Origin of the sequence: Mesorhizobium abyssinicae, assembly GCF_049887195.1 — a bacterium.
GTDB classification, from domain to species: Bacteria; Pseudomonadota; Alphaproteobacteria; order Rhizobiales; family Rhizobiaceae; genus Mesorhizobium; species Mesorhizobium abyssinicae.
In genome coordinates this window covers 729,558-755,373 of the sequence record NZ_JARAKC010000001.1, presented here as the reverse complement: position 1 = coordinate 755,373, position 25,816 = coordinate 729,558, and the positions used below count along the sequence as shown (strand labels likewise).

Sequence of the window (25,816 nt, the reverse complement as noted above, 5' to 3'; positions counted from 1 at the left end):
TTATGCGAGGCCGAGCGCGGTGACGGCCATGTCGATCGCCTTGATGCCGAGGAAGGGGACGATGACGCCGCCAAGGCCGTAGACGAGGAGATTGCGGCTGAGCAGCGCGCCGGCGCCGATGGCGCGGTATTTGACGCCCTTCAGCGACAGCGGGATCAGGGCGATGATGATCAGCGCGTTGAAGATGATGGCCGACAGGATGGCGCTTTGCGGCGTCGCCAGATGCATGATGTTGAGCGCCTGCAGTGGGCCGGTTGTCTGGCCCGGCGCGACATAGAAGACGGCGAACATCGCCGGGATGATGGCGAAGTATTTTGCGACATCGTTGGCGATGGAGAAGGTGGTCAGCGAGCCGCGCGTCATCAGCAGCGCCTTGCCGATCTCGACGATCTCGATCAACTTGGTCGGGTCGGAATCCAGGTCCACCATGTTGCCCGCTTCACGCGCGGCCACCGTGCCGGTGTTCATGGCGACGCCGACATCGGCCTGGGCGAGCGCCGGCGCGTCGTTGGTGCCGTCGCCGCACATGGCGACCAGCTTGCCCTTGGCCTGCTCGTCGCGGATCAGCTTCAACTTGTCCTCGGGCGTCGCCTGGGCGAGGAAGTCGTCGACGCCTGCCTCCGCCGCGATCGCCGCCGCAGTCATCGGGTTGTCGCCGGTGATCATCACGGTGCGGATGCCCATCTTGCGCAATTCGGCGAAACGCTCGCGGATGCCGCCCTTGACGATGTCCTTCAGGTGGACGATGCCGAGCAGGCGTCCGTCGCGCTCGACCGCCAGCGGCGTGCCGCCGGACTTGGCGACCTCGTCGGCGATTGCCTGCAGGTCCCGGATCGTCTCGGTGCCCGGCCGCGTTGCATGGCTGGCTGATGTCAACTGGTTGACATGGGCAAGCACGGAATCGACGGCGCCCTTGCGCACCGACGAGCCGTCGATGTCGACACCGCTCATGCGGGTCTGCGCGGTGAAGGGCACGAAGGTCGCGTGCAATGTCGCCATGTCGCGGGCGCGGATGGCGTATTTCTCCTTGGCCAGCACTACGATCGAGCGGCCCTCCGGCGTCTCGTCGGCCAGCGAGGCAAGCTGCGCGGCGTCGGCCAGCTCCTGCTCGGTGACGCCCTTGACCGGACGGAACTCCGTCGCCTGGCGGTTGCCGAGCGTGATCGTGCCGGTCTTGTCGAGCAGCAGCGTGTCGACGTCGCCGGCGGCCTCGACGGCGCGGCCGGACATGGCCAGCACGTTGAAGCGCACCAGGCGGTCCATGCCGGCGATGCCGATGGCTGAGAGCAGCGCGCCGATCGTCGTCGGGATCAGCGTCACGAAGAGCGCGACCAGCACCGTCACCGGTATGTAGCCACCCGAATAGGAGGCGAAGCTCGGAATGGTGGCGGTGGCCAGCACGAAGATCAGCGTCATGCCGACGAGCAGGATGTTGAGTGCGATCTCGTTCGGCGTCTTCTGGCGTTCCGCGCCCTCGACCAGCGAGATCATGCGGTCGAGGAAGGTATGGCCGGAGGCTGCGGTGATGCGCACGCGGATCCAGTCCGACAGCACCTGCGTGCCGCCGGTGACGGCCGAGCGGTCGCCGCCGGATTCGCGGATGACCGGTGCGGATTCGCCGGTGATCGCCGCTTCGTTCACGGAGGCGACGCCTTCGATCACCTCGCCGTCGGAGGGGATGATGTCGCCGGCCTCGACCAGCACGATGTCGCCGACCTTGAGGCTGGTGCCGGGCACCAGCTTGAACTTGGCGCGGTCCTCGCCGGCGAGCAGCTTGGCCTGGGTCTCGGTGCGCGCCTTGCGTAGCGAGTCGGCCTGCGCCTTGCCGCGGCCTTCGGCGACGGCTTCGGCGAAGTTGGCGAACAGCACGGTGAACCACAGCCAGATGATGATCTGCAGTGTGAAGCCGCGATCGCCGCCGCCGGTGAGCAGGTCCCTGACGAACAGCACGGTGGTGAGCAGCGAGACGACGGCGACGACGAACATCACCGGGTTCCTGACCAGCGTGCGCGGGTCGAGCTTCCGGAAGGCGCCGCCCATGGCGGGCCACAGGATGCGGGCATCGATGATGCTGGCGGATTTGGACTGGCTCATTTTGAGGCTCCAGTATCGATGGTGTTGGACGACGCCGAGCGGTCGGATGCCGAAAAGGGCGGCCCGTAGACCAGCAGCCAGATCACGATCATGACCACTGCCAGGCCGAGGAAGGTGGATATGGTCGGGAAGGGACGGGGAGTTGCCTCCCCCTCATTTTCAGCTCGGGGCCTGACCTTGCGACGCATGTAGGTGAACCAGGACATGGTGGTTTCAGAAGGTCTGCCCATGGATCATGGCCAGGTGCTCGACGATCGGTCCGATCGCCAGCGCCGGGAAGAAGGTGAGGCCGACGACGATCAGGATGACGCCGACCAGCAGGCCGACGAACAGCGGGCCGTCGGTGGGGAAGGTGCCGGCCGACGCGGGCACCGTCTTCTTTGCCACCAGCGAGCCGGCGATGGCCAGCGCCGGGATGATGACCAGGAAGCGGCCCATCAGCATGCCGATGCCGAGCGTGATGTTGTACCAGGGCGTGTTGCCGGTGAGGCCGCCAAAGGCCGAGCCGTTGTTGGCAGCGGCGGACGTGTAGGCGTAGAGGACCTCGGAGAAGCCGTGCGGACCGCCATTGCCCATCGAGGCGACGGCGCTCGGCAGCACGACTGCGATGGCCGTGAAGATCAGCATCGCCAGCGGCAGGCAGAGGATGGCGAGCATCGCCATCTTGACCTCCTTGGCCTCGATCTTCTTGCCGAGATATTCAGGCGTGCGGCCGACCATCAGGCCGGCGACGAAGACGGTGACGACGATGAACATCAGGATGCCGTAGAAGCCGGCGCCGACGCCGCCGACGATGACCTCGCCGAGCTGCATGTTGAGGATCGGGACCAGGCCGCCAATGGCGGTGAAGGAATCATGCATGGCGTTGACCGCGCCGCAGGAGGCGGCCGTGGTGATGACGGCAAACAGCGCCGACGCGGCGATGCCGAAGCGCGTCTCCTTGCCTTCCATGTTGCCGCCATCGATGCCGAGCGCATGGACCAGCGGATTGCCAGATGCTTCTGCCCAGTAGCAGACGGCGACGCCGGCGACGAACAGCACGCCCATGGCGGCGAGGATCGCCCAGCCCTGGCGCTGGTTGCCGACCATGCGGCCGATGACGTTGGTGAGCGCCGCGCCCAGCGCGAAAATCGTCACCATCTGGATCAGGTTGGAGATCGCGTCGGGGTTCTCGAAGGGATGCGCGGCGTTGGCGTTGAAGAAGCCGCCGCCATTGGTGCCGAGCATCTTGATGGCGACCTGCGAGGCGACAGGGCCGAGGGCGAGCGTCTGCCTGGCGCCCTCGAGCGTGGTGGCGTCGACATAGGGGCCAAGCGTCTGCGGCATGCCCAGCCAAACATAGACGAGGGTGAGCGGGACGCAGAGCGGCAGCAGGATGTAGAGCGTGCAGCGGGTCACATCGACCCAGAAATTACCGATCGACTTCGACGAGGCGCGGGCGAAGCCGCGGATCAGGGCGACCGCGATGGCAATACCGACGGCCGCCGAGACGAAGTTCTGCACGGTAAGGCCGGCCATCTGCACCAGGTAGGACATGGTGCTTTCGCCGCCATAGTTCTGCCAGTTGGTGTTGGTGACGAAGCTGGCGGCGGTGTTGAAGGCGAGGTTTTGCTCGACGGCGGTCATCCCAGCGGGGTTGTAGGGCAGCACGCCCTGCAGCCGCTGAAGGGCATAGAGCAGCAGGAAGCTCGCCAGGCTGAAGACCATGATGCCGGCCGCATAGGTGGTCCAGTGCTGCTCCTCGCGCTCGCTGGTCCCCGAAATGCGATAGAGCCCGCGTTCGATCGGGCCGAAGACCGGCGACAGCAAGGTGCGTTCGCCGTTGAAGACCCGGTACATGTAGCCGCCGAGCGGCTTCACCAGCAAAACGACGATCCCGCAATAGACGAGGATCTGTATCCAACCGTTGAGAGTCATGAGAAGAGCTTTCCGTGCCTTGCGCCAGATGCGGTCAGAAGCGTTCCGGGCGAACGAGGGCGTATGTCAGGTAGACGAGCATGAACAAGGTCACGCCACCCCCGAGGAAATAGTCGAGAAGCATTTTCGGACCTTTCGCTCAGAGAATGTCGCAGGCTTTGATGTAGGCGAAGGATAGGGCGAAGAACAAAACGCCTATCCCGATAACGATGACGTCCATCGCGCGTGGTCCTTATTTCCGGTTTGGCTTCGGCCTGCCCGCGGTCGGCAGGGTCAGAGCGGCACGAGACACCGCCGCGACTGCAATGGTGCAGCCGTTACGGGGTGCTTGCCCCCGGGAATATGGATCGGAAGGCCATAAAGGTTCGAGACGGGGTGGACAGGAAAGAAATAGGAATCCCATAAAGATTTCGGACCGCCGGACCGGCGCCACCTCTCACTGTCCGCGGGGCACTTGCAGGCTGGCCTCACCGGATTATCAATAGTCTCGAGACACATTCTGCGTGGCCCCAGGCTTGGCGGCGCGCGGTCGATATTCCGAGGAAGGACAAGAAATGCTCGACATCGCACCATCGCAGCAGGCGGCCACCTGGCTCGGTTCCTTCGCCCGCACGCTCGAAGCCGGCGACATCGAGGCGGTGGCCAATCTGTTCGTCGAGGACTGCTACTGGCGCGACCTGCTCACCTTCACATGGAACATCAAGACCATGGAGGGCCGGGCGGCGATCCGCGACATGCTGGAGGCGACGCTCGCGACGGCACGGCCGTCGCGATGGAGCCTCACCGGCGACGCGAGCGTCGACGATGGCATCATCGAGGCCTGGTTCAGCTTCGAGACGGTCGTTGCCAGGGGCGAGGGGATCCTGCGCCTCAAGGATGGTCGCTGCCGGAGCCTGTTCACGGCGATGAGCGAACTCAAGGGGTTCGAGGAGCAAAGGGGTCCGGCGCGGCCGCTCGGCATCCGCCACAAGGCCGATCCCGATCGCGAGACCTGGGCGGAGGCGCGGGCACGCGAGGCACGCGACCTCGGTGTCAGGGAGCAGCCCTATTGCCTTGTCATCGGCGGCGGCCAGGGCGGCATCATGCTGGGCGCCAGGCTGAGGCAGCTCGGCGTTCCCGCGCTCATCATCGAGAGGAATGCGCGCGCCGGCGATTCCTGGCGCAACCGCTATCGGTCGCTCGTGCTGCACGATCCGGTCTGGTACGACCATCTGCCCTATATCCCGTTCCCGGAGAACTGGCCGGTGTTCACGCCCAAGGACAAGATGGGCGACTGGCTGGAAATGTATGCCCGGGTGATGGAGCTGAACTACTGGGTCGCCACCAAATGCGTCAGCGCGGCCTATGACGAGACCGAACAGGTCTGGACGGTCGTCGTCGACCGCGTCGGCCAGCGCATCACGCTGAAGCCGAAACACATCGTCTTCGCCACCGGCGCCTACGGACCGCCGCGGCGGATCGACCTGCCGGGCGCCGAGGCCTTCAAGGGCGAGATCCTGCATTCCAGCCAGTATTCCAGCGGCGAGAAGTTCCGCGGCAAGCGGGTCGCGGTCATCGGTGCCGCAAGCTCGGGCCATGATGTCAGCGTCGACCTCTGGGAGAGCGGCGCCAAGGTGACCATGGTCCAGCGCTCGCCGACCACGGTGGTGAAGTCCGACACGCTGATGGAGGTCGGCTTCGAGATTTTTTCCGAGAAGGCACTGGCGCGCGGCATCACCACCGACAAGGCCGACATGATCGTCGCCTCGACACCCTTCGCCCTGGTGCCCAAGGGCCAGCGGGCGCTTTACGATGTCATCCGGAAACGCGACGCGGACTTCTATGATCGCCTTCAAGCCTCGGGCTTCGCCATCGATTTTGGCGAGGACGAGACGGGGCTATTGATGAAGGCCTACCGCACCGGCTCCGGCTTCTACATCGATGTCGGCGCCTGCGAGTTGATCCTGAACGGCGAGATCGCGGTCAAGAGCGGCGTCGGCATCAAGTCGCTGACACCGAGCGGCATTCTGTTCGAGGACGGCAGCGAGCTTGCCGTCGATGCAATCGTCTGCAGCACCGGCTTCCAATCGATGAACGAGACGGTGGCGCAGATCGTTTCGCGCGAGGTCGCCGACAAGGTCGGTCCGTGCTGGGGCCTCGGGTCGGGTGTCAAGGGCGACCCCGGACCGTGGCAAGGCGAGTTGCGCAACATGTGGAAGCCGACGGCGCAGGAGGCGCTATGGTTCCACGGCGGCAATCTCGCGCTGTCGCGCTTCTATTCGAAGTTCGTAGCGATGCAGATCAAGGCGCGGATGAAGGGGATTGCGACGCCGGTTTATGGCGAGCCGAGCAACGCCGGGTAAGGTCGACCCCCACTCCGTCGAGCTTCGCTCGCCACCTCTCCCCCGATCGACGGGGGAGAGGAAAGGCGCGAATTCGCCAACCCTGGCGCGCCCTTCCTCTCCCTCCGGAGGGGGGAGAGGTGGCGCTGCGAAGCAGCGACGGAGTGGGGGAAGCCATTCGCCAAATGTGCCGCCACCGCAACCCGGGCATCTCCCCTCACGTGGGGGGAGATTGGCCAATCACTTTCCAAAATGCCTGGCCGCAACCTCGACATGCGTGTGACCCGCATGCGGCTCGAAGCGTTCGGTCTCATTGTGGTCGCCGGCGTCGTTCGGCCACCATGTGCCGCCGATGACGATGCCTTCTGAGACCAGCCGCTGATCGGCGACCAGCGCGGCGCCGACCGCGTCGACGAAGGTGAAGCGGCCCGCTTGCTGTCGCAGAACCGCGACGTCGCCGATGCCGCCGACCTTGAGCGTGCCAAGCTCCGGCCTGGCGATCGCCTCGGCCGGCCGCTGCGTCGCTGCGCGCAGAACTTCGGTAAGCGGCATGCCGAGCGCCATCAGCTTCGACATGCAGACGAGGATGTCGAAGGCGGGGCCGTCGACGCAGTAGAGATGCACGTCGCTCGAGATGACGTCAGGCGCAAGTCCCTCGCCGAGCATCGCCTTCGCGACTTCGAAGTCGAAGGAGCCCATTCCATGGCCGATGTCGAAGATGACGCCGCGCTCGCGCGCCAGCCGCATGTCCGGGCGCACCGCACCCGAGGCGAACACCGGCGCGTTGGGAAATGGGCGGAAGCAGTGGGTGAGGATGTCGCCCCGGCGCAGCCGCGGCAGCACTTCGGAGCGGCCGGGCGGCGGCTCGTCAATATGCGCCATCAACGGCAGGCCGGCCTGATCGGCCGCTTCCAGCGCCAGGTCGACCGGGGCGATGCCGCTGGTGCCGCCGGCATGCTTGCCGGAGCGGACCTTGACGCCGACGACGACATCGGCGTGCTCGCGCACCGCGGCCACCGTCTCGCGCGGCTCGCAGAGCCGCAGATCGCTGCACTCGCCGACCGACACCGTCTGCGAGAAGCCGAAGATGCCGGCGAAGGAGATGTTGACGTAGGCGAGGATGCGGACCCTCGAGCGCTCGATGACGTGACGGCGAAAGCCGAGGAAATTGCCGGCGCCGGCGCTGCCGGCGTCGATGAAGGTGGTGGTGCCGCTCTTCGCCGCCAGCCGGTCGGCGTCGACACCGAGCGAGGTGCCGCCCCAATAGACGTGGCTGTGCAGGTCGATCAGTCCCGGCGTGACGAGGCAATCCCGCGCATCGATGACCTGCGTTGCGTGCTCGGCATCGATGGCGGCCTCGATCGCGGCGACATGGCCATCGGCGATGGCAAGGTCGCGCGGCGCATCGAGTCCGGAAGCTGGATCGATGACACGGCCGCCCTTGATCAGGAGATCGAATTGCATCGGGCCAACCTCCGGCTTGTTCGTTGTGGTGTCAGAGCGGTCGGTAGGCGACGGCTTCGACCTCGATCTTGATGTCGATCATCAGTCGCGACTCGACCGTGGTGCGGGCCGGCGGATCCTTGGGGAAATGCCTGGCATAGACGGTGTTGAAGGTGCCGAAGTCGCGCGCGTCCTCCAGCCACACGGTCGTCTTGACGACATCGTCCATGGTGCAGCCGGCAAGCGCCAGGGCCGCCTTGATGTTCTGAAGCACCTGCTCGGTTTGCTCGACGATGCCACCCTTGACCACCATGCCGTCGCTGCCGACCGGCACCTGGCCCGAGACATAGACGAAATCGCCGGCGCGGACGGCTGGCGAAAGCGGCACATGGGACGTTCCGAAACACTGCTTGGGCAAGGAATAGCCTCCTGTTCAGACATGGCAGGACGGTTGCTGGTCCCGCCGCTGCCGACCCTCTACCCCTATCGACGCGATCCTCCTAGTGCCCGCTGTTGGAAAGCAACATTCTTAGCGATGGATGTTGCTTTCTTACAGGCAGGCCAGCATCTTGCGCCGCCATGCCGGCCGCGACCCAGGAGAGAGAAAAATGACCTTCGACAAGAACCCGTTTCCGGCAGGCGACGCCGATCGCCACGCGCTGTGGGAAATGCTGGTGCGGCGCGACATCGATGCCTTTCTCTCGCAGGACTGGTCGATGGTCGAGGACGATTTCGTCGCCGAAAGCTTCTTCGGCATGCATGCGCATTTCCTCAACGACGCGGACGCCTGGCGGCTGCAGTTTCCGACGCTTGTCGCCTATCGCGACGAATGGCTGCGCCAGGCGAAGGAGACCGCGACGACGGCATTCGCCGAGCCGCTGCGCGAGGCGCTGTTCCGTGTCACTAACATGCGCGACATCGACGTCGACGGCGATCGCGCGGTGCTGCACAAGAAGTTCAACGGTTCGGTCACCAAGGCGGACGGCAGCGTCGACAGGCTGAAATGGCAGACGCTCTATTTCTGCTCGAAGGCGGGCGGCCGCTGGAAGATAACGGGTTTTGTCGGCTACATGCCGCATCCGCTGGGAAGCTAGGCTGCAGCTGAAGCCTTCGGCCTACTGCCCTTTGATGCTCTCGGCGATTTCGTGCAGCACCTTGCGATCAGTGCCGTGCCGCTTGATGAGCGTGCGGGCCTGTTCCGGCGTGATGCCGGCTTCCTCGGCGAAATGCCTGACCTCGTAGTCCTCGTCGCCGGCCACTTGCGAACGGTCGCGGTTGTCGGTCTTCGTCTTGTCGTCGGCCATGACTGCGTTCCTCGTTCAACACGAGATAACGAAGAGGGTCCGGTGGGGTTCCCGGACCCTGGGATTCAACGCGAGCGCACGGATGCGCAAGGAGCAAGCAGGCTCGGGCCTTAGTGTGTCCGGTGATCGAAAACCACGCCCATGGTCTTACCAATTGCCGCCATCACGATCAGCTCGACCAGATGGTCGTCGCTGTCGTCGCAAGCCGGACCGATGCGACGGATGGCGTCGATCGCCGCCCGGGTCGATACGGTATCGCCGGCGCGGAATCTCGAAAGCGCAGAGGAAACAAGTTCTTCTGCCGTCGGGTCGATGGCTGCCACTTTTGGCACGATGGTCATTGGCCTCCTCCTGCCATGAACCCTCACACGGACAATGATACGCCAAAGGCCGGCCGGCGCCAGCGAAATGGTGGTCCGACCAGTGTCACTGGCGACAGCCTGCCGCCATTGCCTACCCTGTCCTCGATGATCCGCAACTACGCCGCTGTCACGAGCAACCGATGGTGTGCTTGGGCGGCGCGTCGTTTTCGTCCGGGTTGGGAACCGGGTCTTCGTCCGGAAGCCGCTCCGGTTCCGGCTCACGCATCGGCTCCGGTTCGGGAAGCGGCGGCGGCGTTGGCATCGGAGTGGGCGTGGGATCGGGATTGGGAAGAATTGCCATCGTGTTTTGTCCCTGCGCTCGGTGTCTCAGGCGCGTTCGTTCAGGCTCGACGTTCGGGTGATGCGGGCAGAACGGCTGCGCCCCGCGCATGGTTCCGACTGACCTCTGCGCGCCGGCCGCGGCATGCGGTCACGCCGCCCCCGAAAATGATTCACGACGCGGCCCGTTCCGGGTCTTGCCGACCATCGGCGGCGCCATAATTCCACTTCAGGGGTTGGGTCATCTGCTGAAACAGGAGGCGGCCGTGAAACACCAAACCGTGGACCAACTCAATGCCGTTGCCGACGTTCATGCCGAAGCAACGTCTCTCTTCGCAACCCGAGCCCAACGCCTCGAACGCTGGGCGAAACTACTGGAACAAAATCTCGATCGGCGCCTCGTGGCGCTCACGGGCACCGAGTACACGGCGCCCGACCTGCGTGACAAAATGCGCTGCGCCGGATCTCCGATCGATGTCGCCTTCGAGGATCCGATCTTTCGCGCGCAAGGCCTGGCCGATGACACCTACGGCGAAGCCAGGCGCTTCTTCGAGCTGAGCGACTGGCAGCTGCACGAGATCGTCTGCCATTGCCATGTCGGCGCGTCGTTGCCGGCCAGATGGACTGCCTCCCGCGTGCGCGCGGCAATCTCTCCCGGATCGGGCGTCTTCGCCTGGCTGAGAGCCTTGTTCATCCACTGACAGGGTGGTGAGGCCGCCGACTTGAAGCGGCTCCGGTTCGACCTCGAACCGGACCGCTTTCATCGTGGATGGAGCGAGGTTCAGACCGAAAGGGTCCCGCGCGGCCGGGCGCGCCCTTGCAGCCAAGCGGGCGACGATCGGGTCTGTCGACCGGCGCGCCGGTCACGTCGTTGTCTGGATGATCAGCGTCAGCGTGCCGTCGCCGTCGATGTTGGCCGCGACGACTTGCGAGGAGTTGAGCCCGTTGGCCTGCAACACGGACAATGCCTGCGGCGAGGCATCGACGGAACGCTGCAGCTCCAGCAGCTCGTCGGCGCTGGTCTCGGTGATCACGGCTTCGGCCTGATGCTTGAGTTCCGCCGGCAGGTCCTCCACCGCGACGAGGGCGATGTTGGTGAAATCCTGTCCGGAGAGGTTCTGGTCGGGCGCCGGCTGATCCGGCAGCGGCTGCTGGGCCGGGGGCAGGTTCTGGGGAAGCTGCGGGTCGGCTAGTTGCGCCGAGGCCGGCTGGGACAGGGCGAGCGCAGAGAGCGCAACGATCGCCGTCAACATCCGCATCGTCTTTCCTTCCGTTCTTTTGGGGTGGTGTCCTTGCGACACAACCAATCCGCGGACCGATGGTTCCCGAATGAGGAAGGCACCAGAGCGGGGCCGCCACCCGGCGGCGTCATCAGGCCGAGATGGAACGTTTCGGACAGGCGTTCATTTTTCCAGATCACCGCATTGGCGAGGGGCGCTGCAACGTGAGGAGAGAACCATGAAAATCAGGGATTGCATGACGCAGGCCGTTCGGGTCGCCAGTCCCGACCAGACCTTGCGGGACGCGGCTCGGGCCATGGCCGATCTCGACGCCGGTGTGTTGCCCGTCGGCGAGAACGACCGGCTGGTCGGGATGATCACCGATCGCGACATTGCCGTACGCGGCGTCGCGGAAGGCAAAGGCCCGGATACGAAGATCAGGGAGGTGATGAGCGCGGAGGTGAAATATTGCTTCGACGACCAGGAAGTGGACGACATCCTGCGCAACATGGGTGACCTGAAGCTTCGGCGGATGCCGGTCCTCAGCCGCGAGCACCGGCTGGTCGGCATCATTTCGCTCGGCGACCTCGCCACCAGCAGCAACGCGGCATGGGCCGGCGAGGCGCTTGGCGGCATTTCGCAGCCGGGCGGCGAGCATTCACAGACCGCACACTGACGGATCACGCCAGCGCGTCTAAAGCGAGCCCTCAGCGCCAGCCGAGGGCTGGCGCGACGAATTTGAGGATCGCCTCGATCACATGCGCATTGTAGGCGACGCCGAGCTGGTTGGGCACGGTGAGAAGTAGCGTGTCGGCCTCGGCGATCGCCTCGTCCGCCTTTAGTTGTTCGATGAGCATGTCCGGCTCGGCGGCATAGGTGCGGCCGAAGACGGCGCGCTTTTCGGGCTCGATATAGCCGAAATGATCCTCGCCCTCGCTGTTGCCGAAATAGGCGCGGTCCATGTCGTTGACCAGCGCGAAGATGCTGCGGCTGACCGAGACGCGCGGCTCGCGGCTATGGCCGGCCTCGGCCCATGCCTTGCGGAAGGCGCGGATCTGCTCGGCCTGCTGGATATGCAGCGGCTGGCCGCCCTCGTCGAACTTCAGCGTCGAGCTCTGCAGGTTCATGCCAACCTTGGCCGCCCATTCCGCCGTGGCGTTGGTGGCCGCACCCCACCAGATCCTGTCGCGCAGGCCCTCGGATAAAGGTTCCAGGCGCAGCAGGCCGGGCGGGTTGGGGAACATCGGCCGCGGATTGGGCTGGGCGAAGCCGTGGCCGCGCAGCACCTCGAGGAAGACCTCGGCGTGGCGGCGGGCCATGTCGGCATCGCTCTTGCCCTCCTCGGGCACGTAGCCGAAATAGCGCCAGCCATCGATCACCTGCTCCGGCGAACCGCGGCTGATGCCGAGCTGCAGCCGGCCGCCGGCGATCAGGTCGGCGGCACCCGCGTCCTCGACCATGTAGAGCGGGTTCTCGTAGCGCATGTCGATGACCGCGGTGCCGAGCTCGATACGGCTGGTTTTGGCGCCGGCAGCGGCCAGCAGTGGAAAGGGCGAGGCGAGCTGGCGGGCAAAGTGGTGGACGCGGAAGTAGGCGCCATCGGCGCCCAGCTCCTCGGCGGCGACCGCAAGGTCGATCGACTGCAGCAGCGCATCGGCCGCCGAGCGCGTCCCCGACTGCGGCGACGGCGACCAATGCCCGAACGACAGAAAGCCAATTTTCTTCATGGGATTACCGGATGCGGGGTGGAGGAATGGGCGGAATGCGATCGCATATAGGGTTTCACGCGGTATCGCCGCAAGGTGGCCGCTGGTTCCTTCGCAAGCGCGTGACGCTCACACAGACGGCTCCATCATTGCATGCTGGGTGAAAGCGCGATGACGATCGGATGGTCGCTGAGCGTAATTTCGAGCGAACGCACGTTGCTCAGTGTTTGGACAGGCTCAACGCCAATTGTTGGATCGTAGGTCGTCACCGACGCGCGTGTGTCGCCAAACTGGACCGTCACATGGTCCTGACCGCTCAATCGTTCGTCCCACACGATAAGTTGGAATGTGCCGTCGCTGTGTTGCAGGAGCAGCTCGTGCACGGTCTCGGGTTGGTCCGCGATCGTGAAGTCGAGCTGGCCGGGCTTGGCGAGGGTACCTTTGTCCGCCAAAATCGTCGTAAGGTTGTGAAGGTAGATCGCGGCCTTGCGGGGTGAATAATCGGGTTTGAAGAAGCCGAAGGATTGGTTGCCGTCTTCGTCGGTACGGTCCCGCAACAGATAGACCGATGTATAGGCGTAGCCGCGCTTGAACTGCGCGAGGTACATGCTCATCAAATTCAAACCGTGCATTTGTTCGGTGACGGCACCTCCGATCGTAACCCCGGTCTCGGTCGTGACACGCGGCAGCGTATTGAGTTGCCCCTGGGTGTAGCCCTGAAATCCTCTCCCCCAGGTGACGCCGAAATTGCCGAAGAGCCCGTCCACTCTGGACGCGGCGGTTGGATCCGCAGCGTGCCACGTCTTGTTGTCCGCCGGATATGGCGAATGCGAGTGATAGATGTAGTTGTGCAAATTGGCGTAGTCGGCATACTTCGTGCCGTCTGGCATCCGGGTTTGGGCGTCGGGCGGGATCGTAAGGAACTGAAGGCCGACATTGTCTCGCTGCGCGCCGGATTCCGAGATCGACCAGACGGGATATTTCGCGAGCACCGGATCACTTTTGACAGCCTGGTAAAGATCGCGCTGAAGCTTTGCGACGGCCATCCACGAAGCCTCCCTACCGCCGCCGCTCTCTCCCTGATAGGTGACACCCCAGTTGTTCGGCTCGTTGTTGCCCTCGAACGCGAGTAGCGCGCCGGCTTCAGCAAGCACTCTGCCTGTTTCAACCAGCTTTTTCACATCGGTCCCACCACTGACCAATCCCCAATTCAGACGCGCGCCGGTTTCACGATGCAGATCAAGAAAGGTCTGGATGGTTGTTGGACCCTCGTCGCTCAAACCTTCTATTCCCGCCCTGACCCACCGAAAGCCGCAATAGCGGACCATTTCGATCGTCCTGGCCAACGGCTGGCCTCGATCGGGGAATGTGCTGACGACGCCGATGCTATTGAGAAAGTCGTTGGTCGCAACGGCGGTTTTGGGCGCTGCAAGCGAATGGTGGGGCGATACCGGCACCACAGCCAGCGCCAAACACCCGGCGACGAGGGAGCGAAGCATTTTGGAAGGGAGGATCATCGCCTGGGACTTCAAGCCTCTCCGGGAAGAGCAGGGTCTGCGCGCGTGCGCTGCTCCCGCCGTCGCTGGTACACCCGCAGTCGGGTGCCGGACCTAAAGCTTGAACCAGCCAGTGCTGGAGGTCCCGCGCCAGCGAAGTTACAGCCGCATCAGGAGTTCCTCAATTAAGGCTAAGTGCGGGTGGCCGTCATCCTTTTTGGGGGCGTGACCGGCCCGCGGTGCCATCTGACAGCCAGGCTTTGCGAGGCGGCCAAAGAGGTGATGATCGAGGTGGCAGCGGCCCACGAGGGAAGTGGCAATTCCGGTGGTGGAGAAATGACGCCGCCGGTCCAAGGCGGTGGTTTCACACTTTCGCCGTGCGCCAGCCGGCCGATCCCGCTTCCGGTCGCGAACAGAACCATTGCTCGCCACGGGCCGGGTTTGTGGGGGCGCCGGCTTTTGGCGGCTTTCCCCAAAATGTTTGTTTTTCAGGTCTTTAGTGGCCTACGGCAGTGATGGCGGAGAGAGCGACAGCCATATTGGTGTCTCATGTCGTCTCTGTCAATAGAAATTATAACGTAATATCAACTCATTAATCTGAAATAGCTGTCCCACGCCGTTGCAATCCGCATCATCCAATGCCATTATTTTTGGCGGGTAAGATGATGGGTCTGAGAGATGCCGAAGATCGCGAAGGAACTTTCAGCACTGGCCGTCAAGAACTTGAAACACCCCGGGTCGACCACACCGAGCAACGCTGTGTTTGCCGTTGGCGGTGTTGCCGGGCTCATGCTCCAGATCACGCCGGGCGGCGGCCGGTCATGGCTATTGCGAACCATGCTCAACGGCAAGCGCCGCGAAATCGGCCTCGGCGGACACGACGTTTCGTTGGGCGAAGCTCGCGAGCGGGCGAGGGCAACCAAGGGTGAAATCCGCAATGGCGTCGATCCGCTGCAAGAGAAGCGCGATCGCCGCAAAGCCGCGATTGAGGCCGCAAAGCGCCATCTCACATTCCGCGATGCCGTCGACAAATTCCTTGCCGACACGCTGGTGGAATTCAGGAACGAAAAGCATCGGAAGCAATGGCAATCCACGCTGGACACATATGCAATGCCCGTCATCGGCAATCTTGCCGTTTCCGAAGTCACCAAACATCACATGGTCGAAATCCTTAAGCCGATCTGGGCGACCAAGACCGAAACGGCCACACGGCTGCGGCAGCGCTGCGAACGCGTGCTTGATTGGGCAAAGGCGCATGGTCACCGCGAGGGCGACAACCCGGCAGCATGGAAGGGCAATCTCAACGCCATGCTGTCCAAGCCAAGCAAGGTTGCGACCGTCGATAATCAGCCGGCCATTCAGTTGAAAGACGCGCCCAGGTGGTTCGCAGCCCTGCGCAAACGCGAAGGCACGGGTGCACGGGCATTGGAATTCGCGACATTGACCGCTGCGCGATCTGGCGAAGTGCGCGGCATGGAATTCAACGAAATCGATTCGAGCGCCAAATTGTGGACGGTGCCAGCGTCGCGAATGAAAATGAAGCGTCCGCATGTTGTGGCACTATCCGATGAGGCGCTTGCGATCCTAGACGCGATGAAAGATGCCGCGACCGGCGAAAGCAAATATGTGTTTCCGGCAATCCGTGGTGGCATGCTGTCCGACATGACGTTGAGCGCCACCATGAAGCGGATGCACGAAAGCGAGATTGAGGCGGGCCGCATGGGCTGGCTGGACAAGAATTCAAAGCGTCCGGCCGTTCCCCATGGGCTGCGGTCAACGTTTTCTGATTGGGCAGGCGAGTTGTCCGACTATCCCCGCGACATGCGGGAATTTGCGCTCGCCCACGCCATCAACAGCGACGTTGAGGCCGCATACCGGCGCGAAACCATGATTGAGAAGCGCCGCGCCATGATGAACGATTGGGCTGCGTTTTTGCGGGGCGGGAACGGACCAAAGCCCTAAGACATGAGCCTCGCAACGCTGGCCGAAGGCGATAAGCTAGCGAGCGAGACGGAACGCTAAGCTGTTCAGCAATATCGATCGCTGATCGCATCGGGCGAACCGGAATTATCAGCGGTGGCGCTGAGCTGTTTCCGCTCAGTTCGATGGGCGCTGCGTGACGCCACGTCTAATTTCGGCTGGCTAAGCGCACGCCTGGCCCACCACCATTCTCTGGAATGAATTCGATGCCAGCGTTCTCCAGGGCACCTTGTACCGCCTGCAGCGTGTTGTCGAACAGAACCTCGCCGCGCTCCAATCGGGCGATAGTGTTGGGAGAGACCTTGGCGAGGGCAGCAAGCTCCCGAATGCCTAGCTGAAGAGCTGCCCGCGCCATCCGACACTGGGCCGAAGTTATTGCCATTCGTAGTAACCTTGTTACTAAGTTGTTGCATTTGCTGGCCATAGATAGTAACACTGATACTACCGTTGATGCCGACAAGCATCTTGAGCGGTTGGACAGGTGCGGTCACACCTGTCCAACCTAACCACAACCCCAGCTTTCATGGAGCTCGGATCATGGATGATTCCGACAATAGCATGAGTTTGTCTTTCGTCACCCGGCGGCGCTTGCTCGCGGGCACGGCCACGGCCGCCGTGGCATGGCCCTTCCAGGTAAAGTCGCGGGCCGCCGAACTGACGGACGGCAGCAGCGCGGCTGATCCTGCTCTTCGTCTGTGTGGGAACTGGCAAAAGATCCACAACGAGACACTGGCGCTGTGCCGCGAACAGCAAAGGTTGGAGACACACCTCGCCAGGACGGTCGGCTTTCCCTGTGCCAAGGTACGGCTTGCCGATGGTACGGAATTAACGCTCCATTCCATGGAAGGCATGAACGATGCCTACTCTCCCGAAATTGAAGTCGAATGGGGCAGGGCGGTTGCCGACTTTGCGGCACACCCAGGCGCGTTGGGATGCCGCCGATGCTGAGATCGGCTATTCGAGAGCAGACGAACTTATCCGGCAATCGGAAACAGCCGAAAGCGCGCTTCTGGATGATCTACCGCAGACAGCGGCCACGTCCATAGAAGGCATTTTGGCCAAGCTCAAGGTTGTCCTGCGTGACGGTGAGCACTGGGAACATCCAGACGATTTCCCCTGGCCGCATATCCGATCTGTGCTGGATGACCTCGCCCGCCACCATAAATATCGATCCGGCGGTGATCGCGATCGATCGGTCAATCGTTAGCCGACGGACCTTATAGGCGGCCCTGCTTGAGCAAGCCATCTTGATGGGCGCGAGGCCGACTATCGTTTCTGGTTTGCCGTGTTCGTTCGTCTCGGCGACGCTCCTAAAGGACACGGCCCACATGGGCTCAAGCAATCGCCTCGCCGCCGTGACCGCTGCGTCTCGATGAAGGCCAGCTTTCCGCACAGTGTGCATAACCGTCATCACAACTTGTCGCCTTGGTTTTGCTGACGCCAAGAAACGGGATTGGTGATCCAGCGACTGATTTCGGATTCATGCCAGCCTGCACCGTGGATACTGATCTGGATCTGCCGGGGGAAAGTGCCTTGGGCGATCTTGCGATAGATCGTGGACCGGGACAGACCGGTCCGGAAAAGGACGGTCTTCAGGCGGATGATCCGGTCTGGTTCAGGCATGGGTCGCACTGCCTCTTGCTGGTTGGTTCTGATTGCTCCTGATCCAGAGAGGACAGACACGTACGCACGCGCAAGACGGTTTTTCGGGTCGTCTTGCCCCGGCGTGGAAACGGCTGCGAATCGGACGTGTTCAGATCCCAATGCCGCGTCCCCTGCCGATGCCATGGCTGAATGCGAGTTCCGCAGCGAGGCGCCGGCTGGAATCGGTATGAATGCCAAGCTCGCGCTTGCGGTTGGCGAGGAGCGATTCAAGTTGTGGATCGCGTTCGAGGCTCTTGGCCATGTCGGCCATGGCCGCGCGGGTTGACTTGTAACCCGACATGTCGCCGACCTGGTATTGGCCCTGGCTAGTTCGCTCGAGCTTTTGCCAACGTTCCACGAAACGGTCTGCGCGGCGGCCCGGATCGGCTTCCAGTTCGGTGCGGATTTCCGTTTCAAGCTGGAGAGCAAGGACGATGCGGCTGACCCGGCCGACCCCAGCCTCACGAATTAGCTCGGGATTCTTGACATAGGCCGCTTCGGCATCGCGCCAGCCGTGCGGCCGAACCCTCTCGAAAGCGTTGCGAGCATCTCTCAATTCGCGCATCTGCTCGGGACTGTCCTGCCCGTCCGCGTTTCCAGTGCTGAGGATCGCGTCGAGCGCCCGCGCGTGACGCACAAGCGCCTTCGTACGAGCCCTGCGCAACGCCGCTTCCTGGTCCACCGGCACATCGATGTCGCGCTGCATTCCCGTGGCGGAAACTTCTCGTTCGGGCGTCGGGCGGCCATCTTCGCCTTGCGCTCTAACATTCTCCCTTCCCGGACCGCGCCCACGGTCCTGGCCCGGCTCGGCATCTCCGGGCGAGCGCAACCCGTCCAGCAGCTCGCCGATCCTGTCGCGGAGTTTCTCCGGAACGATGCGGCGCACGATCTCGACCACACGCTCGCGGAAGGTGATGCCGCGCCGCTCGGCATAGCTCTGCGCTGGGTCGATCCGCTCGTAGTCCGACGCCATGTCTTTGGCGCGGTCGCGTGACAGTGTGCGGACAAGCCGCTCGCGGGTCGCGAAGTCATCGCCGCTATAATGCAGGTCCATCCCGTCTCGATGACGCGATAGCGCAACGTAGCTGCCGTGCGCATCCATGCCTGGCGTCGCCAAGACATGGGTGCGGTCAACCGTCATGCCCTGCGCCTTATGGATGGTCGCGGCATAGCCGTGGTCGACATGGGCATAATCTTTCAGGTCGAAGCGCACCGACCTGCCGTCGTCGGTGCGCACGGCCATGCTTTCTGCGCTGACGTCCTCCACGATACCGGGCGTGCCGTTCTTGACGCCGAGCCCGCGCTCGTTGCGTAGGAACATGACGCGGTCGCCGCTTGCGAAGTTCCTTGCCCCGCGTTCGACATTCACCTGAACATCCTCGCCGAGATCGCCGGCGCCGCGCATGCGCTCGCGCGCGGCATGGTTCAGCGCGCGAACTTCGTCGTTTGTGTGGGTGAGAATGATCCGGCTTGCCTCTGGCTCTGCCTGCCTGTCGCGATCCCAGCGCTCGACCAGATCGCTGCGCGCCTCGTCGCGCGTCGCGGCCTGATGCACCATGCCTTGCGCGTCATAGGCGCCGATCGCAACGCCGATCCTGCCGGTTGCAAGATCGCGGGTCGCGTCACGCTGCCAGTCCTCTCGCTGCCGGCGCACTTGGCCGATCTCGACGCCGCCGTAACGATCATGGATGGAGCGGAATGCAGCACCGGCTTCGATGGCCTGCAGCTGCTGCGGATCGCCGACCAGCACGACCTTTGCGCCAACGTCCGCCGCATGGGAGAGCACGCGCTCCAACTGGCGTGTGCCGACCATGCCGGCTTCATCGATCACCAGGACATTGCGCGCGGTGAGCAGATCGCGGCCCTGTCCCCAGCCATGTTCCAGGCTGGCAATCGTGCGCGAGGCAATTCCCGAACCGCTCTCAAGATTCTCTGCCGCGATGCCGGACAGTGCCGCGCCTCGGACTTCATAACCTGCGGCTGCCCATGCCTGGCGCGCAACGCCAAGCATGGCGCTCTTGCCCGTTCCGGCAAACCCAACAATGACACCGAGACCGCAGCCGTCAGTGACATGCGCGATCGCTTCCGCCTGTTCACCTGACAGAGCAAGCCCGCGCTGGCTGGCGTGCGCCAAAGCCGCCTCACGATCCTGATCATTCACGACGTGACGTTCTTGCTCCGCTATCAACTCTACCGCGCGATGCAGACGCTGTTCGGTCTCGATCATCTGCCGGGTGGTGAAGCGGTCTTCGCCGCGTCCGTCCTTGCCGAGCTCGATCAGATCAGGCGCGTTGCCGATCGCGCCCATCACTTGGTCGAACTGCCCGATGCCGTCGCTGTGCCGATGCGCGAACTTCGCGATGTCGCGGCGGGTGAAAGTCGATTGCTGATGCGTGATGGCATCCAGCGCCACGGATGGATCCGCGATGATGCGCGCGCCATTGTTGCGCGCAATCTCGCGGTGCAGTTCGGCGCGATCTGCTTCAATCCCACCAGGGTCAAGCGCGCTGCCCTCGATGCGTTGCGACGGCGCGCCGATCTGGGTTTGCGGCTCCAAGGCAATGCCCTGGGCTTCCAGACTGCGATGATCAATACGCGTGTCGATATCGAGTTCAGCCAGGCGTTCATTGGCAAGCTCGGCCCAACGTTCGCGCCAGCGCTCGACCAGATCCGTCTGGTTCCAGTCGCGAACCTTTGGGCCAAAACCGTTCTCATCGACTGAGCGCATGGTGAGCATGACATGAGCATGCGGTTTAGGGCTTCCGTCCTCCGCCCTGTCCCAATGCACATTCATGTCGGCGACCATGCCCCGGCTGACAAACTCAGCCTGTACGAAGTCGCGCGCCAGTTCGATCCCTTGCGCCTGGCTGAGTTCGCGCGGCAGGGCAAACTCCACCTCGCGGGCAAGCTGTGCGTCCTTGCGCACCTCGAAGGCCTCGACATCGTTCCACAGCCGTTCGCGGTCGTTCCAGGCTTCCGGTGCATTCTGCGGCAGGATCACCTCGGAATGAACGACGCCGCGCTTGCTAGAAAAGTCCTGCACACGATCAATGCGCTCGTTACGCAGCCGCGAGGCCGAGCGGTAGGCGGCGGATGCCACAGCGCTCGAGCCCGCCTTGCGGCCAATGACCTTGACGTGAAGATGATAGATCGCCATCGCGACCAGATCATTTGCACGTTAAAGCGCACGTCGGCACGACGTATAAGCGCGCCCTCCCTCAAAAAATTATCGGGATGGACCAGCCCGTCCCGAGCTGTCTCGGCAACCCTGAAGCCTTCTAGCTTGGTGGCCGCTCGGAATCAGCTGCGGGAACACTGTAAACCTTCGGCCTAAAATTCACCCTCGACGGCAATCCTGTCGGCGGCATCGGCGAGGGCATTGCGGCCGAACTTTTCTCTATCACCAACAATCAGCACTCGGTGCAAACCGAAGGGCAATCGCGTCTCTCTCCCAGATGCTCGACTTTCCCCCTCCGTTACCTCCGGCTATTCTGCTGCCGGATTTTTCGGGAGGGGGATCGATGTTTCGATATCTGGCGGCCGCGGCTTTCGCGATCTCGGTTGCTACATGGGCAGCTCCGGCAGCGGCCGAAGACCCCACCCATGAAAAGTGCACTTGCGACCTCATCCGAGAGAGCGTGCTGAACAACGGCGCTTCGGTCCGCAACGCGACCGCATGCTGGTCTACGGAGGACCCGGATCGGCAATGGTGCGACATCACGGTTCAAGCGATCGAGGGCGACGGCCGCAACCAGACGATCATCAACCAATTCGTCGAGTTTCAGAACGATCCTGCCCGAGTCACCGATTTCCTGACGGACCAAGCAGAAGGCTCGGTCCTGAAGGGAGATTACCCGGCCGACATGGAATACCTGGCGCAGGCCCGGCGGGAACTCCCTGCGCTGATGAAGGCCAACGACAAGCTGACGGCCGCCTGCGTTCAAGAGTTCAACCGCTCGCGGGAAACGAAGCAGTCCTTCAAGCCGATTGTCGACGGCGACTTCTCATGTCGCGTCGGCGAGACGACAGGCTGGTTACGGATGGCGTTCCAAGTTGGTCGTCTCCGGTTCGTCTTCATGGTTGCGCCTCATGAGTGATCGGCTGAAAGCGTTCGGGCAATGGTTGGCAGGGATGGCCCGCGCCGACATCCCGGCGATGCGCCAGAACCTGCTTTGGGCATTGCTCCTTCTGTTGATCGGTGCCGGATGGGCCTATATCCGATATGACCCAAAGGAAATAAGCATCGACTTCAATGACGTCCAAGGCTGCTCTCAGGGGAAGCTAGCGGACATCGCTAAACGCCAATTGGACGGCGTCGACCTCACGAATGGTGCTGACGCTCTCATCATTTGCGATAACCAATCCCTAAAGACTGTCCGCAAGGAAATGCCTCGGGCGCTTGCTAACCGGATTCCGGGCTGCCTCGATTGGAGCAGCTGGGAGACTGGTGGGCTTGTCTTGGTGCGCAAAAGTTCTGCTGTCTGCTCTCTGCCAGGCGGCAAGCAGTTTGTTTGCGATGGCGCGAATGCACGCCATGGTCTCGGGGCCAACGCTGTCGGCGATTCCACCAAGGACGCCATTTCATCCTGCTCAGATGCGGTTTTGAAAAAATTCGGATTCCAGTCTTAGGCGCTCGGGGTTGTAGGCAATGCCGTTGCTTTGCTTACAAGTTGATTTCTAGGCTTTTTGGTTGAGGCTCTGCGTCTTTGAGGTGGTCCGCGCGGCCGCTTAAGCTTCAAGGTAAATTTGTCGACGATAAATGATTGAAAATATCCTGGATACGCCAATCGGCGCTCGATCTGTGTAAGCGCGCTCTCCCTCGAAAAATCTTGGGATGGATCAGTCCGTCCCGGGCTGTCTCGGCAACCCCGGGGCCTTCTGGCAGACACTCCCTTATCATTGCCTCATCGACAATCGACGGAGACAGCCATGCGTAAACCACGCGACTTTGACGCGGAACTGAAAGCACTGGAAGACAAGGCGCGCGAGCTCAAGACGCGAAAGGTGCAGCAGCTTGGCGAACTGGTGATCGCCGCCGGCGCCGATCAACTCAATTCAGACGAACTGGCTGGTGCATTGGTCGCAATCGCCGAGACGAAAGAGACGGCAAAGCGTGAGGCATGGGCCAAGCGTGGGATGACGTTTTTCGAGAGCCGATCCCGCCGAACTGATCCGGCGTCTAAGCGCAACCTCCACGGCGCTCCAGCGCAACCGGGCAGCCCACAATCGCCGGCAAGCGGCACAGGCTCGGCATGACTTGCGCGCCTGGCAGGTCGAGCGCCGCAAGCGCACCCGACATCTGATCGAACTCGGCGGTCTCGTCATCAAGGCAGGCGTTGTAGACCTGACGGGCGATGGGCGCGCGACGATCTACGGCGCGCTGCTTTGGATTGCTGACAAGCTCCGAAGCGAGCAAGGCGAGCATGCACGGAATCTATGGGCCGCCAAGGGAAGGCAGGCTTTCGATGCGGAACGGCATGAAGACAAAAAAGCCAGCTAATATAGCGATGGTTGGCGAGCGCGGGGCGCGGAGACCTCAAATATCGCAGCGCCGCGCTTCGCGCCTGCAGTCAAATCTAAGCGCCAAAACCGCGAAGGTCTCAAGCGCATGGTCGGTTCCTGATCCAAACGTCCGGAAGCGGCCAATCAGATTGTGCATGCCTCAGATTTCGCTGGTTTGCCGCAGACCAAAAACATTGCGGCTTGATTGCTGATTAACGCATTTCCAAGTAGTGGTGGGTCATCAACAATTCACTTCATGAGGTTGTTCGTTTGGCGCAGGAAATTGAAGCTGACAGTGGTCTGCGAGACGAAAAGACCCCGACATTCCGTCCTGTTTCAAACGGTATCGAAGAGGTCATTCATCAGACGATCCCCGTGCTCGACCACGGCTTCATACGTGTCGTTGATTACATGGGCGACGACGCAGCCGTCGTTCAGGCTGCCAGGGTCTCCTACGGGCGAGGTACAAAAAAGGTCAGCGAAGATCGCGGCTTGATCCGATACCTTATGCGCCATTCCCACACTACCCCGTTCGAAATGGCTGAGATCAAGATCCACGTAAAACTTCCCATTTTTGTTGCGCGACAGTGGATCCGGCATAGGACAGCGAGCGTCAATGAATATTCTGCGCGATATTCGATCCTGGACAAAGAGTTTTACGTGCCAGACAGTTCGCACCTTGCCGCGCAATCGAGTACGAATAAGCAAGGGAGAGAGGATCAGTCACTCGATGACAGCGCGTGGGTTCTTGATCTCCTCAGAAACGAGTCTGAAAGAAGCTATCGCGGATACACCTCGCTTTTGAATGCATCTGAGGATGGGTCTGCTCTCGACAATGGTAGGATGGGGTTAGCTCGGGAACTGGCTCGTATGAACCTGAGCCTGAATTTCTACACTCAGTGGTATTGGAAAACGAATCTCCACAATCTTCTGAATTTCCTCAAGTTGCGGGCTGACCCTCACGCGCAGTACGAAATCAGGGTCTATGCGGAGAAGCTGCTCGATATCACCGAAAAGTGGGTGCCGCTGACATTCGAGGCATTTAAAGAATATAGGCTCGGTGCAGTCACACTGTCGGCTTCGGCCTGGCGGGTAGTTCAGGATCGCCTAGCTGGCAAAACCGTATCGTTCGAAGAGAGCGGACTCTCGCGGCGCGAGTGGGCCGAGTTGGCGGCTGCGCTGAAAAATGAATGAACTCGTCCGGCCAGTTGTAAGCGACATAGTGGGAGCTAACCCGCACGTTCGGGTACGCGATTCGAACAAATGGAATTTCGACGCTGATCTTCAGGCCCTGCAAGAGGATTATGAAGAGACGGGCTCACCAGTTGCGGTCAATTTTCGAAGCCTTGTTCCCCTCGGCTCGGGAGTGGATCGGGCTACCCACCTGTTTCATTCGTATCCGGCAAAGCTACTTCTGAATATTCCGCTATTCTTCGTTAATTGCAGCAAGTATTCATCTGCAAACGACGTAGTATACGATCCGTTCTCTGGGTCAGGAACAGTCCTCGTAGAGGCTTTGCTAGCTGGTAGGCGAGCACTAGGGGCAGATGCCAATCCCTTGGCCAGGCTTATCGCAACGGCAAAGACCACTCACGTCGACACTGACGTGATATTCACCGCGATGGATGCCATCGTGTCAAATATCAACCTCCGCCGCCAGGTACCATTCACCACCACCATCAAGAAGGATATGTGGTTTTCTGAAACCGTCGTACAATCCCTTGGGGCCCTTCTTTACTCCATCCGGAAAAACACAACCGGCAACATTCTTACATTCATGGAGGTATGTTTCTCCGCTTGCGTAAAGCGTCTCAGCGTGAGTGACCCAAGACTTTCGGTGCCGGTCAGATTAAAGGGTGATGCGCTTTCAAAGCATGTTTTGAATGCTCCAGCCACCATTGACCTGTTCACAAAGGTTGTCGTGATGAACTGCGCCCGGTTAGGCAAGATGCCTACCGGCTGCACCTCTTTAATCCACACGGATGCGCGACAAGCGCAGCCCTGTGGGGCGCTCCAAGCGAACCTGATCATCACCTCCCCTCCTTATGCCGGAGCCCAGAAATATATCCGAGCTTCTTCACTGAGCATCGGGTGGCTGGGCTTGGCCCCCTCCGATCGTCTTCGCGAACTAGAGAAATTAAATATTGGCAGAGAGCATTTTCGCAAATCCGATTACAGCGCTGACATCCAGCCGCTCCTGCCCGGAGCGCGGGAGATCCTCGCAAAGATTAAATCTGTAAATCCACTTCGATCCCACATCACGGATACCTACCTTCGGGAAATGGACGATGCGGCAAGCGCAATCGTTTCGAGGCTTCGGCAACATGGTCATCTTGTTTTGGTAGTCGGAGATAATATGATCTGCGGCCAGACCTTTCCGACCAGTCATTTTGTTAAGGAAATTTTCACGACCAAAGGCCTGTCAACCGTACTCGAACTTGTGGACGACATACGATCAAGAGGGCTGATGACAAAGCGCAATAAAACTGCCGGGACTATTGAACGTGAGCATGTGATTGTCTTCCAGAAGCGCTGAAAGGAAAGAAAT

28 protein-coding genes are annotated in these 25,816 nt (G+C 62.0%); 13 read left to right on the top strand and 15 right to left on the bottom strand.

Annotated features, from left to right (window positions below):
- Genes kdpB through PU724_RS03445 form a run of 4 tightly spaced genes read right to left on the bottom strand, consistent with a single transcriptional unit; the run spans window position 1 to window position 4,135 of the window.
- On the bottom strand, window positions 1-2,094 hold the full coding sequence (kdpB, locus tag PU724_RS03460) for a potassium-transporting ATPase subunit KdpB (RefSeq protein ID WP_354419692.1): 2,094 nt from the start codon (window positions 2,092-2,094) through the stop codon (window positions 1-3).
- The gene (locus PU724_RS03455; protein WP_127283513.1) at window positions 2,091-2,300 is read right to left on the bottom strand and encodes a hypothetical protein; all 210 of its coding nucleotides are present in this window, start codon (window positions 2,298-2,300) and stop codon (window positions 2,091-2,093) included. The genes kdpB and PU724_RS03455 overlap by 4 nt, the downstream gene beginning before the upstream one ends.
- Window positions 2,301-2,307: 7 nt before the next feature.
- Window positions 2,308-4,011 (bottom strand): potassium-transporting ATPase subunit KdpA, encoded by a 1,704-nt coding sequence (kdpA, locus tag PU724_RS03450; RefSeq protein ID WP_128273637.1) that lies wholly within the window; start codon window positions 4,009-4,011, stop codon window positions 2,308-2,310.
- A 34-nt stretch (window positions 4,012-4,045) separates the two neighbouring features.
- On the bottom strand, window positions 4,046-4,135 hold the full coding sequence (locus tag PU724_RS03445; protein WP_354419689.1) for a K(+)-transporting ATPase subunit F: 90 nt from the start codon (window positions 4,133-4,135) through the stop codon (window positions 4,046-4,048).
- A 430-nt stretch (window positions 4,136-4,565) separates the two neighbouring features.
- Between PU724_RS03445 and PU724_RS03440 the strand changes: the two genes are divergently transcribed.
- Window positions 4,566-6,353, top strand: coding sequence for an NAD(P)/FAD-dependent oxidoreductase (locus tag PU724_RS03440; protein WP_354419687.1), 1,788 nt, complete (start codon window positions 4,566-4,568; stop codon window positions 6,351-6,353).
- A 219-nt stretch (window positions 6,354-6,572) separates the two neighbouring features.
- Here PU724_RS03440 and PU724_RS03435 read toward each other — a convergent pair whose 3' ends face one another.
- Entirely contained in the window at window positions 6,573-7,796 is a 1,224-nt protein-coding gene (locus tag PU724_RS03435; RefSeq protein ID WP_354419685.1) for an amidohydrolase/deacetylase family metallohydrolase, read from the bottom strand.
- 31 nt (window positions 7,797-7,827) lie between these two features.
- On the bottom strand, window positions 7,828-8,193 hold the full coding sequence (locus PU724_RS03430; protein ID WP_127283517.1) for a RidA family protein: 366 nt from the start codon (window positions 8,191-8,193) through the stop codon (window positions 7,828-7,830).
- A 190-nt stretch (window positions 8,194-8,383) separates the two neighbouring features.
- Between PU724_RS03430 and PU724_RS03425 the strand changes: the two genes are divergently transcribed.
- Window positions 8,384-8,869 (top strand): hypothetical protein, encoded by a 486-nt coding sequence (locus PU724_RS03425; protein ID WP_320255844.1) that lies wholly within the window; start codon window positions 8,384-8,386, stop codon window positions 8,867-8,869.
- A gap of 21 nt (window positions 8,870-8,890) precedes the next feature.
- On the opposite strand, the gene PU724_RS03420 is transcribed toward PU724_RS03425, so the two are convergent.
- From PU724_RS03420 to PU724_RS03410, 3 genes are all read right to left on the bottom strand, one after another.
- Entirely contained in the window at window positions 8,891-9,079 is a 189-nt protein-coding gene (locus tag PU724_RS03420) for a DUF3606 domain-containing protein (protein WP_126058336.1), read from the bottom strand.
- A 110-nt stretch (window positions 9,080-9,189) separates the two neighbouring features.
- Window positions 9,190-9,420 carry a hypothetical protein gene (locus tag PU724_RS03415; protein WP_127391222.1) on the bottom strand — a complete coding sequence of 77 codons (231 nt, stop codon included), beginning with the start codon at window positions 9,418-9,420 and terminating at the stop codon, window positions 9,190-9,192.
- A gap of 148 nt (window positions 9,421-9,568) precedes the next feature.
- Window positions 9,569-9,742 (bottom strand): hypothetical protein, encoded by a 174-nt coding sequence (locus PU724_RS03410; RefSeq protein ID WP_187331323.1) that lies wholly within the window; start codon window positions 9,740-9,742, stop codon window positions 9,569-9,571.
- 244 nt (window positions 9,743-9,986) lie between these two features.
- Here PU724_RS03410 and PU724_RS03405 point away from each other — a divergent pair, with 244 nt between their 5' ends.
- On the top strand, window positions 9,987-10,421 hold the full coding sequence (locus tag PU724_RS03405) for a hypothetical protein (protein ID WP_127283530.1): 435 nt from the start codon (window positions 9,987-9,989) through the stop codon (window positions 10,419-10,421).
- 162 nt (window positions 10,422-10,583) lie between these two features.
- Here PU724_RS03405 and PU724_RS03400 read toward each other — a convergent pair whose 3' ends face one another.
- Complete coding sequence (locus PU724_RS03400) at window positions 10,584-10,973, bottom strand: hypothetical protein (RefSeq protein WP_354419682.1); 390 nt, start codon at window positions 10,971-10,973, stop codon at window positions 10,584-10,586.
- A 205-nt stretch (window positions 10,974-11,178) separates the two neighbouring features.
- Here PU724_RS03400 and PU724_RS03395 point away from each other — a divergent pair, with 205 nt between their 5' ends.
- On the top strand, window positions 11,179-11,616 hold the full coding sequence (locus tag PU724_RS03395; RefSeq protein ID WP_292105247.1) for a CBS domain-containing protein: 438 nt from the start codon (window positions 11,179-11,181) through the stop codon (window positions 11,614-11,616).
- Between the two features lie 31 nt (window positions 11,617-11,647).
- Here the strand turns inward: PU724_RS03395 and PU724_RS03390 are convergent, their stop codons facing one another.
- Together PU724_RS03390 and PU724_RS03385 are read right to left on the bottom strand one after the other, a co-directional pair.
- The gene (locus PU724_RS03390; RefSeq protein ID WP_354419681.1) at window positions 11,648-12,667 is read right to left on the bottom strand and encodes an LLM class flavin-dependent oxidoreductase; all 1,020 of its coding nucleotides are present in this window, start codon (window positions 12,665-12,667) and stop codon (window positions 11,648-11,650) included.
- 125 nt (window positions 12,668-12,792) lie between these two features.
- On the bottom strand, window positions 12,793-14,178 hold the full coding sequence (locus PU724_RS03385; RefSeq protein ID WP_354419680.1) for a glycosyl hydrolase: 1,386 nt from the start codon (window positions 14,176-14,178) through the stop codon (window positions 12,793-12,795).
- 642 nt (window positions 14,179-14,820) lie between these two features.
- On the opposite strand from PU724_RS03385, the gene PU724_RS03380 reads away from it, so the two are divergent.
- Complete coding sequence (locus PU724_RS03380; protein ID WP_354419678.1) at window positions 14,821-16,104, top strand: tyrosine-type recombinase/integrase; 1,284 nt, start codon at window positions 14,821-14,823, stop codon at window positions 16,102-16,104.
- Window positions 16,105-16,270: 166 nt separating this feature from the next.
- On the opposite strand, the gene PU724_RS03375 is transcribed toward PU724_RS03380, so the two are convergent.
- Entirely contained in the window at window positions 16,271-16,477 is a 207-nt protein-coding gene (locus tag PU724_RS03375) for a helix-turn-helix domain-containing protein (RefSeq protein WP_354420153.1), read from the bottom strand.
- A gap of 182 nt (window positions 16,478-16,659) precedes the next feature.
- Between PU724_RS03375 and PU724_RS03370 the strand changes: the two genes are divergently transcribed.
- Together PU724_RS03370 and PU724_RS03365 are read left to right on the top strand one after the other, a co-directional pair.
- Window positions 16,660-17,070 (top strand): hypothetical protein, encoded by a 411-nt coding sequence (locus PU724_RS03370; RefSeq protein ID WP_354419676.1) that lies wholly within the window; start codon window positions 16,660-16,662, stop codon window positions 17,068-17,070.
- A complete protein-coding gene (locus PU724_RS03365; RefSeq protein WP_426213028.1) occupies window positions 17,030-17,329 on the top strand; it encodes a hypothetical protein in 300 nt (99 codons plus the stop codon). The genes PU724_RS03370 and PU724_RS03365 overlap by 41 nt, the downstream gene beginning before the upstream one ends.
- A gap of 203 nt (window positions 17,330-17,532) precedes the next feature.
- On the opposite strand, the gene PU724_RS03360 is transcribed toward PU724_RS03365, so the two are convergent.
- A complete protein-coding gene (locus PU724_RS03360) occupies window positions 17,533-17,745 on the bottom strand; it encodes a helix-turn-helix transcriptional regulator (protein ID WP_354419672.1) in 213 nt (70 codons plus the stop codon).
- Between the two features lie 130 nt (window positions 17,746-17,875).
- Window positions 17,876-20,923: a Ti-type conjugative transfer relaxase TraA gene (gene traA / locus PU724_RS03355; protein ID WP_354419671.1), complete on the bottom strand. Its 3,048-nt coding sequence runs from the start codon at window positions 20,921-20,923 to the stop codon at window positions 17,876-17,878.
- Between the two features lie 364 nt (window positions 20,924-21,287).
- Between traA and PU724_RS03350 the strand changes: the two genes are divergently transcribed.
- From PU724_RS03350 to PU724_RS03325, 6 genes are all read left to right on the top strand, one after another.
- The gene (locus PU724_RS03350; protein ID WP_354419669.1) at window positions 21,288-21,863 is read left to right on the top strand and encodes a hypothetical protein; all 576 of its coding nucleotides are present in this window, start codon (window positions 21,288-21,290) and stop codon (window positions 21,861-21,863) included.
- Window positions 21,856-22,395, top strand: a complete 540-nt coding sequence (locus tag PU724_RS03345) for a hypothetical protein (protein WP_354419667.1) — start codon at window positions 21,856-21,858, stop codon at window positions 22,393-22,395. The genes PU724_RS03350 and PU724_RS03345 overlap by 8 nt, the downstream gene beginning before the upstream one ends.
- A gap of 300 nt (window positions 22,396-22,695) precedes the next feature.
- Window positions 22,696-23,022 (top strand): conjugal transfer protein TraD, encoded by a 327-nt coding sequence (locus PU724_RS03340; protein ID WP_354419665.1) that lies wholly within the window; start codon window positions 22,696-22,698, stop codon window positions 23,020-23,022.
- Window position 23,023: 1 nt separating this feature from the next.
- Entirely contained in the window at window positions 23,024-23,266 is a 243-nt protein-coding gene (locus tag PU724_RS03335) for a conjugal transfer protein TraD (RefSeq protein ID WP_354419663.1), read from the top strand.
- Between the two features lie 272 nt (window positions 23,267-23,538).
- Entirely contained in the window at window positions 23,539-24,462 is a 924-nt protein-coding gene (thyX, locus tag PU724_RS03330; RefSeq protein WP_354419662.1) for an FAD-dependent thymidylate synthase, read from the top strand.
- The gene (locus PU724_RS03325; RefSeq protein WP_354419660.1) at window positions 24,455-25,804 is read left to right on the top strand and encodes a DNA methyltransferase; all 1,350 of its coding nucleotides are present in this window, start codon (window positions 24,455-24,457) and stop codon (window positions 25,802-25,804) included. The genes thyX and PU724_RS03325 overlap by 8 nt, the downstream gene beginning before the upstream one ends.
- Window positions 25,805-25,816 lie beyond the last annotated feature (12 nt).